The 8,688-nt window shown below is 58.1% G+C and carries 6 protein-coding genes and 3 pseudogenes; 4 read left to right on the top strand and 5 right to left on the bottom strand.

Features of this window, described 5'->3' with window-relative positions; translation table 11 throughout:
- Window positions 1-348: 348 nt before the first annotated feature.
- The gene (locus tag NKH98_RS32490) at window positions 349-687 is read right to left on the bottom strand and encodes a hypothetical protein (protein WP_352904265.1); all 339 of its coding nucleotides are present in this window, start codon (window positions 685-687) and stop codon (window positions 349-351) included.
- A gap of 975 nt (window positions 688-1,662) precedes the next feature.
- Entirely contained in the window at window positions 1,663-2,196 is a 534-nt protein-coding gene (gene ectA / locus NKH98_RS32485) for a diaminobutyrate acetyltransferase (protein ID WP_352904264.1), read from the bottom strand.
- 1,051 nt (window positions 2,197-3,247) lie between these two features.
- Here ectA and NKH98_RS32480 point away from each other — a divergent pair.
- Window positions 3,248-3,483 (top strand): annotated as a pseudogene (locus tag NKH98_RS32480) (IS110 family transposase); the annotation flags it as partial.
- Between the two features lie 273 nt (window positions 3,484-3,756).
- On the opposite strand, the gene NKH98_RS33085 reads toward NKH98_RS32480, so the two are convergent.
- Window positions 3,757-3,981, bottom strand: coding sequence for a hypothetical protein (locus NKH98_RS33085; protein ID WP_502894356.1), 225 nt, complete (start codon window positions 3,979-3,981; stop codon window positions 3,757-3,759).
- Window positions 3,982-4,531: 550 nt separating this feature from the next.
- Window positions 4,532-4,804, bottom strand: a pseudogene (locus NKH98_RS32475) (transposase); the annotation flags it as partial.
- Between the two features lie 937 nt (window positions 4,805-5,741).
- On the opposite strand from NKH98_RS32475, the pseudogene NKH98_RS32470 reads away from it, so the two are divergent.
- The 3 genes and pseudogenes from NKH98_RS32470 to NKH98_RS32460 form a co-directional block, all read left to right on the top strand.
- Window positions 5,742-6,510 (top strand): annotated as a pseudogene (locus NKH98_RS32470) (ATP-grasp domain-containing protein); the annotation flags it as partial.
- 172 nt (window positions 6,511-6,682) lie between these two features.
- Window positions 6,683-7,354, top strand: coding sequence for a GntR family transcriptional regulator (locus NKH98_RS32465; RefSeq protein ID WP_352904263.1), 672 nt, complete (start codon window positions 6,683-6,685; stop codon window positions 7,352-7,354).
- A 254-nt stretch (window positions 7,355-7,608) separates the two neighbouring features.
- Complete coding sequence (locus tag NKH98_RS32460) at window positions 7,609-8,400, top strand: maleate cis-trans isomerase family protein (protein WP_352857829.1); 792 nt, start codon at window positions 7,609-7,611, stop codon at window positions 8,398-8,400.
- A 50-nt stretch (window positions 8,401-8,450) separates the two neighbouring features.
- Here the strand turns inward: NKH98_RS32460 and NKH98_RS32455 are convergent.
- Window positions 8,451-8,688: hypothetical protein (locus NKH98_RS32455; RefSeq protein WP_352904262.1), on the bottom strand; the 238-nt coding region annotated here is incomplete at its 5' end.

The raw sequence follows: 8,688 nt of genomic DNA, 5'->3' as shown, positions 1-8,688 counted from the left end.
ATGCCGTCCGTCTCATCCCCAGCCTCCCTTTGGCTGGCGATAAAACCGGACAACTCATGTGCTACCAAACCCGGACAACTCATCTGCTTACGACAGTCCAAGACCTGCGTATGGTGCTGGCAGGGTCGCTTTGCCGCCGATGGCGTCAAAGGACTGTGGCGCGACAAGACGCGGTCCCTTCAGCATTTCGTCGCCGTCGTTTCTGCCGTACGCAATCTCTTCGTTTGGAACGGCTATGCTTCCTCCAGGCCACCGGGCCTGGCCTACTTCCGGCCCTGTGCCGATGGATGGGCCTTGCGAGATGTGTATATGCCGCAACTTCGGACTTCTGTAACGGGCCTCGACAAGTCAATCCCTCTTTTGCGTCATCCAATAATCGCTTCTGTACGGGGTCGGCGCGCCGGCCACCACCTGATGGGGTTGAAGAGGATGAGGCCGAGCCAATCTCAAGCCGCGTGGTCGCAAGCCGACGTCCGAAGTTGCGGTCTGACCTGATCCATCGTCCCGGCGATAGGTGAGCGCGACGATCGGGCCGACCCCTGGCGTCGACATCAACCGCCTGGCCCTGGCGTCCCGGCGCACCAGCGCGCGAACCTGCTTCTCGAAAGCTTGGAACTCGCGCAGTAGCACGGCATGCACAGAAAGCAGCGCCGCGGTCGCCATCTTCAGGTTCGGATGGCCAGCCACCAGTGTCGGGATTTGCCTTGCTCCAGTGGTAGAGTTTGCGCTGAACGCCGAGTACCCAAGCCTCGTTGGCCCGGGGATCCATGTCCACAGATCACTCCTCCGTCATGCAGGTCTACGGTCTTCCTGCGCGCGGCTTTCCCGCGCTCCGACTACTACGGAAGCTCCGCCCTCGGTGTCGTCCATCTCCGGCCGTCGCGGCGAGCCCAGTTCCGTACTGGGCAGACGATCCGAGTTCCCGTGTTCCGATTTCCAACCTTGATGCCCGTAGGCGGCGAGCTTTACCCCGGGCGATGCGGAAGACAGGGCCATGAGAGCCTCCCCGTCTCGGACGCGTTCGACGCGCCCCGCAGTGGGGATAGACGAACCACACCGCGTCCGATCGCTTCTTGCCTCCCATGTCATCGCACAATTTGGAGGCGTTACCGGTTGAATCCGAGGCTTCCGGCGCTCACTTCGTTATCTAGCCATAAACATTGTGGTAGTCCGGCCTGCGGTCGATGATCCGCACCCGGTACAGTTCAGGCCGATCTGCTTATGACACCCAACCGGCGACGCTCGGTCGAGCTTTTCGGCCCCCTTCCGCCCGCTGCTCCTGCGGGAGGGCGGCATTGCAGCCGCCGGTCGAAAATCAGCAAGCTTGAGAGGTGGCTATTCCATGTTCACCTCCCGCGCCATCACGGCGCATCATCAATCCCCGCATAATAATCCACGGTGGTCTCTCCTTGATGTTTGGCGCTGTCTTCGGCCATGACGCCGTTCACACCATCATTGTGAGGGACGGCCGCCGCTGCGCCAAGCAGACCGCGAGCGGAGCGCGCCACTCACACCACCGTAGCGCAGCGAGCGGCTTGCTTGGCGGCCTGTTACCCCATCTCAAGATGGTAGAGGGTCGCGAATTTCCCCGAGATCGAGTTCAATTTGGCCGATCGTTGCTTCCTATTTTGGCCTGACAAGACCCTTTTATGCCTGCAGGGTCTAAATCGAGCGCAGTTTGATGGGACCGACGGTTATCATGCACTCGCTCTCATACTGTCCCTTAAAATCGGCGTCACGGTCGAACCAGAGAGCCTGCCGGATTGGCGCGCCCAGGTCCCGAGCCAGAGTAGCAAAGAGCGAATTGGAAGCCTTGTTGGTGGGCGCGACAGAGGCCTTGATGTGCGTCACGCTCTTGCAACATGGCCTGTTGAAGGCTGAGACGATTAGTCCCTTGCCCACCCCTGTGTTGCGCACCGCAGGATGCACAGCAATCTGCCACACGAATAGCGTAGAGGGCTCGCTGGGCGGTCGATACGCCGACAGCCAGCCAACCACTTCCCCAGCACGCTCCGCGACTGCGCAAGTGTCTGCGAAATGAGTGCAAAGCAGGAGTTCGCAGTAAAGCGAGTTGCGGGCTAGTTGTGGGCAGAGCGCGATGAGAGCCCACACATCGGCTGCATGGTTGTACGTCGGCTTTCGGAATGTCACCCGCTCCGATTGACGGTCGGATCGGCCCTGTCTGTCACCGGCCATCTACAACCCTCCAGGCGAACGTATCGTCTTTTGTCCCCAACCTTCCGCATTTGCTAGACACTTAGGAGCAGCTGGTACTGAGAGGCCGCTACGCACAGCTCGGACACGGCCTCCCCCTGAGGGTTTGATTCTCATCCGGCAATTTGATCTTTGGCTTTTGTTTCTAGGACACAGTTGCCGGAGCTCAAATCGTCTTTGTCCATAAGCCCACTGCTGGTATCGGTCCCTTGACGAAGGTATCCGTACAGCGATCGAGACAAGCGTTCCTCCGGCCTCAAAAGCGTCGAACTCGCTCAGATCATTCACGGCGCGTCCAGGAGCCGAGTAGGCCAACCTGCAGTGGCACACTCGACGACCAGATGCACCGGAAGGTGTCGAAGCTCGCTGCGAACAGGGGGCCTGCGGTTTAGCAAAACGTGTGCGCCTGCATGAGCTTTCTAGGCAGCACCCGCCAAGCTCCGCTCCATCAACCCGCTCATGCGCCCCGATGGCGAGATCAAGTGACGCAACACAGGTAGTCACCTTTTCGCCACTTAATTCGGCCCTTACCGGGGAGCACCGGCGACCGGACCTTTCGACTACATGATGCATATGCCTAACCATATGTTGATTAGTTGAGAAGCGACTGGTAAGGGCGGTCCAAGGTCCACGCTCGCCCCACAAGATGAACGGCATGGCAGTTCCTTCCGCCTGCGACGAGGAGGTTTCAAAAATTGTGCCAGCTTCCCCATAACCTTTTGAGTGTTGTTTAATGGCTTGAAGGAGCCGGCTACACCGATTTTGCCTGAACCACGACTGCGTCGCGAACGCGACAAACCGAACGGTCTTTGTCGGTTGCCGAGCATTTTCCAGGGAAATGGACATGGACCTACTTCGGAGTATTCGTGGGACAGCGTTGCGTTGGCCTCGACATGGAAACCGACAAGAAGCTGAGCCGGCTTCCGCTCGCGACAGTCAATGGCCGCGCCGCGCCGACGCCGTAGAACAAGGTTCAGCATATCGTCTGAAGGCTTTTATAGGCATGTGGCACGAAGGGCAGATAGCCCAGCTAAGGGTCGGCCGGATCTCGAAGATGGGGCATCGCTACATCCGACGCTTGCTGTATCTAGGCGCCATGGCGTAGATCATGGCCAGACGGAGGTGCGAGCTGAGATCAGACTGGGTATCAAGCATACTAGCTCGGAAAAGACAAAGGTTGTTGCCATCGCCTTGGCGCATCGCATGGCAAGAACGATCTTCGCCATCCTTCGGGACGGCACGCGCTATCAGCCGCAGGCGGTCGCCTGAACGGCTTAAGGAATGGTCAGGGCAAAGTGAGGTGATGGCGAACGAACGGAGACGAAGAATCAGGCCACCCCGATCAATCCGAACCACCTCGAGCGCGCTCAATCCGCAGGAGCCATCCATACACGGGTTGAAGTCAGGGGACTATGGCGGCAGATGCATCAGCGTCGCACCGGCGTTCTCAATGGCGACGCGCACGCCAGCGGCCTTGGTCAACTTTATGCTGTGGTGCGGCTTTACGGCAATCTGTTCCAGCCGTCATCGGCGCTCGTTTGATCAAGCGCTATCGCCAGTACCGTCTGCAGCCCGTGTCCTACACATCCAGCCGCAGCTAAAGGCAATGATGGAAACCGCCGATCCTGTGCTGTGCAATGTCCTTTGGGTCTTCTTCGTGAGGCGCGACGGATCGGCACTCATGAGACGCTGCAGCACCGTGACTGCCGAGAGTGTCGGCTCGGCCTCAAGCCATGCCCGAATCCGGGCCTCGTACGGCTCCAGCATGCTCGGCCTCTTCGGATACGGTTTGGTCCGCCGATACGGCCTTCGATGCGTGAGGCGTGTCTCCCCCCGCCTGCCAGGCCATCTTCAGCTGGCGGCGAAGCGCTGAAGATCGATGGCGACAGGTGCCTCGGGCTGTCGACCTCGACATAACCGGGCGGCGGGTCGTTCCAGTCCCCGAAGGTGCGGACCGGAACCCGACCGGCGCACTGCCGAACTCGTTCCGGCGCGACGGCGTTGCCCGCCGCGAGCCACAACACGCAGCTGCGACAGGAGCCGATCCATCGTCGCTGCGCTGATCGTCAGCAGATGGGGTTGTCTAAATCGCGGTTGGGACGTCAAGTATCTTTGCGCTTTGAGATGCGTTTGCCGGGTACACGGTTGTCTTCGCGGTCGACATCGGTCGCCGCATGATGGAGGTTCGCGGGAGGAGCCTTCAATGTGGACGACGCACTTTGCTGAGTCAGCGGTGCAACCCCATCAGCGGAATGGCTCGGCCCACGTCCCGGTAGGGACGTATCAGGCGTTCAGATCCTGAACGTTATCCGCAATTTCATGTCGTTGGCCCTGCGTTCCGATCAAAGAGCTCGCCAGTCTTGAGCTTCGCATGCATCTTGACCGCCAGTTTGCGCGCTACGGCAAAGGCCGCGCGTTTGAAGCCGATCCTCTCGCGGAGCTTGAGGTCCCATATCCGCAGGGTTGCTCTCGGTTGAGCTACGCGTCAGAATAACCGACGCTGTTCGTAGAGAAGCCCTCGCAAATGGCGGTCGCCGCGTCGGGATATATGGCCGTCATAATCGACCTCTCCGGATCGGTATCTGCGCACGTTGATGATCCATGACGCTCGCGCCGCTTGAGCCGGGCTGGCAGCAAGCAGGGACCCCGGAGCCTCTGGCTCGGCAAGATCCGGGAACGGCGGCACGCCAACGTCGCGGCCGTCGCGCTGGCCAACAACAATGCGCGGATCGTGGGGGCTATGCTCTCGAGTGATTCAGCTTACGAAGCGGCGTTGTCAATGAAAGCAGCTTGGAGCGAAGCGGTAACGACCAAAAGAAGGTCCCACCCAGTAATTGCAGCAAATGGCAGGAGAGGACGAAACGGGCACACCGTCGCTTCCAGAACCTGATGTGTGGACCGGCATGCTTCAGCCAATGTCACGGGAGCTTTGAGGTGGAAGCGGGCAAAAACCCATCGAGGCTCGCGGCGAAGACGTTGTCCAGCCGCATCACGAAGCCGCGGTACGTCATTAGTAGCGACCAGCGATTGGTCTGCGACCCCGTCGGGCCGTCCGGGTGCTCGCTACAAGCGCACCAGTCCGTGTTACCTTCCACGATCTGAAACGCGTCGGCGCCTGGAACAAAACTTCTTTCGCGGCACAATAGCTGGCCTATGCACTCCCCTGCCAACGCTTCACTTGCGCCCTCCCGACCGCCCGCGCATGACTCGGGCCGATGTGGATCCCTACTTCTTCATCGTAATGGACTTGTACCGTCAACTCCTTGCCGACGCACGTTAAGTTTAAACTTTTACAGGCGCCCCTTAAGTCGCAATCTTCCGAAATTCGTCGCGACGCTCCATACCACGCCGCCGGTAAGCAAGAGGTCGCAACAGATCCTTCAAACAAATTTACAGAACCTTCACGGCCCCAAATCGCTGACAATGCTAAGTTCACCGCAAAGTCTGAGGCAGACAGCTAGCTAGAAACAATAGATGCGATTTACGCTCGGACCGCTGCACGACACACAAAATCGGAGTCAAGGCCAATGGCACGAAGAGCGTTCATCCTGGTTGAAGGTCATAGGGGTATCGGTCTGCTATTCGTTCGAGCGGCCCGGCGTCTTGGGCTTCATCCATTTACCCTGTCGGCCGATCCAGCTTGGTACGACTATCTTGCGGTGGAAAGGAGTGAGTCAAACGTGTCGAGACAGACAATCTCGATTCGCTGATCCGCGAATGTTCCCGGCTACGTGCAACTTATGACATTGCTGGCATTACTGGTTTTTCGGGCGAAGACGAGTCGGTCTTGCGACAGTTGCCAAGCTCTGCCGACATTTCGATCTACCGGGGCCGACCCCCCCATCGACTGAACGATGCTGCGACAAAGTTACTCAACGTCAGTTCCTCGCGGCAGCCGGCGTTCCAGTACCCGCTTATCGCGTGGCAGCGAATGCGAGGGAAGTAGAAAGCGCTGCCGCGCAGATCGGCCTGCCGGTCATTCTTAAGCCAGCCGAAGGCAGCGGCAGCGTCGGTGTCCGATTGTGCCGCACCGTGGATGAGTTGGCCGAGCATACGACTTATCTATTGGGCAGGAAGCACATATGGCGGTCCTTGCCGAGGATACTCGTCGAAGAATTTGCACAAGGCCTCTTCTATTGCGTCGACATAATGGGAAATGAGGTCATTGCGATTTCCGCCGGTGACTTCGGTCCGCCACCGCATTTCGTGTTTCGTCAGTTCACTTTCCCGGGCCCGATGACCGATGACGAGCATCGGCGTATCGCCGATGTCTCGCTGAGCTGTTTCCGAGCTCTTCGCCGCACCAGCGCGGTGGCGCCAGGTTAGAGGTAATCGCCGGCGGAACATGTCAAGGAGAAGATTCCGGGTGCGTCCCATGCACACGTTGCTGGAAGAGCACGGTATCAATAGGTTGCATGTATTCGATGGCAGGTCTTCGCCAAGAGACAGACGGAGCTAAATTTAAAAAATGACTAAACCTACTAAACTAAGTGCCGATCAACGTCAGCGATGTATCTACGACTTTATTCGGCGGCGGATCGGTATATTACAATATCCGCCCGGCATGATGATCAATGAGATGCAACTCGCGACTGAGTTCGGCGTCAGTCGGACGCCGCTGCGACGGGTCCTCCAGCAGCTCAGTTATGAAGGGCTGCTTGAGATCCGGAACGGGGTCGGTACGCGCGTCACCGACATCGACATGAAGACATTCAAAGACATTTATGATCTGCGGATCCTTCTTGCGGAGACGATGGGATCATTGTCCCCGAACTGGGTCACGGATCGGCACCGGGAGACCCTCCATGAACTTATCGCGCGAGCCGAGGACCTTCGCGGTCAGCGGGACATCGAGGGCTATGCGCAGCTGGCTAACGACCTTGCAACTCTGATCTGTGATCTTATTGGCAGCAAACCGATGCGCGAAATGACGGATCTACTTTACTACCGAGTCGCCCGCATCTGGTACACGTTCTTGCCGAATCTTGACTGGGACGACGTCATGGAAGAGCTGTTGAGCGAACTAAAAGGCCTTTCGGACGCTCTGTCGTCCAACGACCTTGGCACGTTCGGCAAAGTGAGGGCGACCTATCTGCGCTGGATGCTGAAGAAAGTCAGCCGCTATATTTCGAGCGACTGACTGTGGCATACCTGCGTCTCATCAGAAACCCCGACGTCGCGTGCCGCAGGGGCCTCTCGACCGTAGGTGTATTCCGTCTCGTTGCGATGGCCGCACCGCGGATAGGAATGGAAAACAAAGGCGCCGCCTCAAGCCCTATCCACATGGTGAATTTTGCCTGTATATAGCTTGTGTTTTTGTCAGACCGAGCTTATGATCCTCGCATAGAATGCTCGTGTGAGAGACGAACGGCGGTCCATCGGATAATTGAGGTAATGGAAATGACGGAAGCGGCGAAAACACAGGTAGCTCTGAAAGTTGCCTCTGAGAAATGGGTACCAGAGTTGGACAAAGGCCGCGCATGGCGGACGAGGATAGGCTTTGTCCTAATTTCAAGCGACCACCTGATCGAAGAAGACATGATGCGCATGGCGCCGGAAGGCGTCTGTGTCCACTTCACCCGTTCGCCCATGCCCGTAGGCTGCACGATCGAAAATCTCGCTGCGATGGAAAGTGGGTTGGCGGCATCGGCGGCGGGGTTGATGCCGGAATTCGAAGTTCCTGTCATCTGCTATGCCTGTACGTCGGGGACCGCAGTAATGGGCGAAGAGGCAGTCATCCGTGAATTGAAGCGGGCCAACCCTGATCGGCAAGCAACGACGCTGCTGACCGGTGTTGTCGAGGGGCTCCGCGCCGTATCAGCCAAAAAGATCGTGATGGGCACGCCCTACACTGATGACGTGACGTCGGTCGTAGCGCAGTACATGCAAAAGAGCGGGTTCGAGCTACTGAATGTTCAGGGCCTAAGTCTGGTTTACGACAAGGATATTACCAGGGTAACGCCGGCGTACATTCGTGAGTTCGCCAAGGCGATCGATCACCCAGACGCGGATGCGATCTTCTTGAGCTGTGGTGGCTTCCGCGCCATCGATGTTATTGATCAGATCGAGCAAGACACCGGCAAGCCTGTGGTTACCAGCAACCAAGGCATGATGTGGAAATGCCTGCGCCTGGCCGGCATCGACGATCAGTTCGATGGGTACGGACGCCTGCTACGCGAGCACTGAGCAAATTTCTCCACAAATCCCCGAGGAAAACCCATCGTGACGCTCGGCGTCTACATAACTCCAGCACCTTCATTGGGCCGGCAGATCAAATGGTAAATCACCATGTCCCACAAACGGCTGCGGTAAAGGAATTGCGGCCGTGAAACAATCCTCGCCTGCCAGAGCCCAACTAGTAATGGGTCTAATTTGAATAGGAAACGGAAATGGATCAGATAGTGGACCAAGCTGGTGTTGAGCGCGAACGGCGCTTGGCGAAGGTGCAGGATGTGTGCCGCCAGCACGGGATTG

The sequence above is a fragment of the Mesorhizobium sp. M0833 genome (assembly GCF_040319905.1).
Classification (GTDB): Bacteria; Pseudomonadota; Alphaproteobacteria; order Rhizobiales; family Rhizobiaceae; genus Mesorhizobium.
The sequence above is the reverse complement of the archived record's forward strand: the minus strand, read 5'-3'. Positions and strand labels throughout refer to the sequence as shown.

Coding starts and splice junctions, on each gene's coding strand:
- NKH98_RS32460 (WP_352857829.1), top strand. CDS start 7,609: ATGGAAATGACGGAAGCGGCGAAAACACAGGTAGCTCTGAAAGTTGCC.
- NKH98_RS33085 (WP_502894356.1), bottom strand. CDS start 3,981: ATGCTGGAGCCGTACGAGGCCCGGATTCGGGCATGGCTTGAGGCCGAG.
- ectA (WP_352904264.1), bottom strand. CDS start 2,196: ATGGCCGGTGACAGACAGGGCCGATCCGACCGTCAATCGGAGCGGGTG.
- NKH98_RS32465 (WP_352904263.1), top strand. CDS start 6,683: ATGACTAAACCTACTAAACTAAGTGCCGATCAACGTCAGCGATGTATC.